This is a genomic window from Nonomuraea sp. bgisy101, assembly GCF_057708945.1.
Genome location: NZ_JBYITD010000114.1, coordinates 1 through 834, shown reverse-complemented (window position 1 = coordinate 834; position 834 = coordinate 1). Strand labels below are relative to the sequence as shown.

Annotated in this window: 1 rRNA gene; it reads left to right on the top strand. The window is 55.5% G+C overall.

Annotated elements, in window-relative coordinates:
• Nucleotides 1-834, top strand: a 23S ribosomal RNA gene (locus AC3EO4_RS55670); the annotation flags it as partial.

Below are 834 nucleotides of genomic sequence, written 5' to 3'. Positions count from 1 at the left end.
CTGTTTGAGGGGATCCCAAGTAGCACGGGGCCCGAGAAATCCTGTGTGAATCTGCCAGGACCACCTGGTAAGCCTAAATACTCCCTGATGACCGATAGTGCACTAGTACCGTGAGGGAAAGGTGAAAAGTGCCCCGGTGAGGGGTCGTGAAATAGTACCTGAAACCGTGTGCCTACAAGCCGTAGGAGCTTACAAGGGCTTGTCTCTTGTGTGATGTGACTGCGTGCCTTTTGAAGAATGAGCCTGCGAGTTATGGTGTGTGGCGAGGTTAACCCGTGTGGGGGAGCCGTAGCGAAAGCGAGTCTGAATAGGGCGTTTGAGTCGCATGCTGTAGACCCGAAGCGGAGTGATCTACGCATGGGCAGGTTGAAGCGAGGGTAAGACCTCGTGGAGGACCGAACCCACCAGGGTTGAAAACCTGGGGGATGACCTGTGTGTAGGGGTGAAAGGCCAATCAAACTCCGTGATAGCTGGTTCTCCCCGAAATGCATTTAGGTGCAGCGTCGCGTGTTTCTTGCCGGAGGTAGAGCACTGGATGGCCGATGGGCCCGACAAGGTTACTGACGTCAGCCAAACTCCGAATGCCGGTAAGTGAGAGCGTGGCAGTGAGACTGCGGGGGATAAGCTCCGTAGTCGAGAGGGAAACAGCCCAGATCACCGACTAAGGCCCCTAAGCGTGTGCTAAGTGGGAAAGGATGTGGAGTCGCAGAGACAACCAGGAGGTTGGCTTAGAAGCAGCCACCCTTGAAAGAGTGCGTAATAGCTCACTGGTCAAGTGATTCCGCGCCGACAATGTAGCGGGGCTCAAGTACACCGCCGAAGTCGTGGCATTGA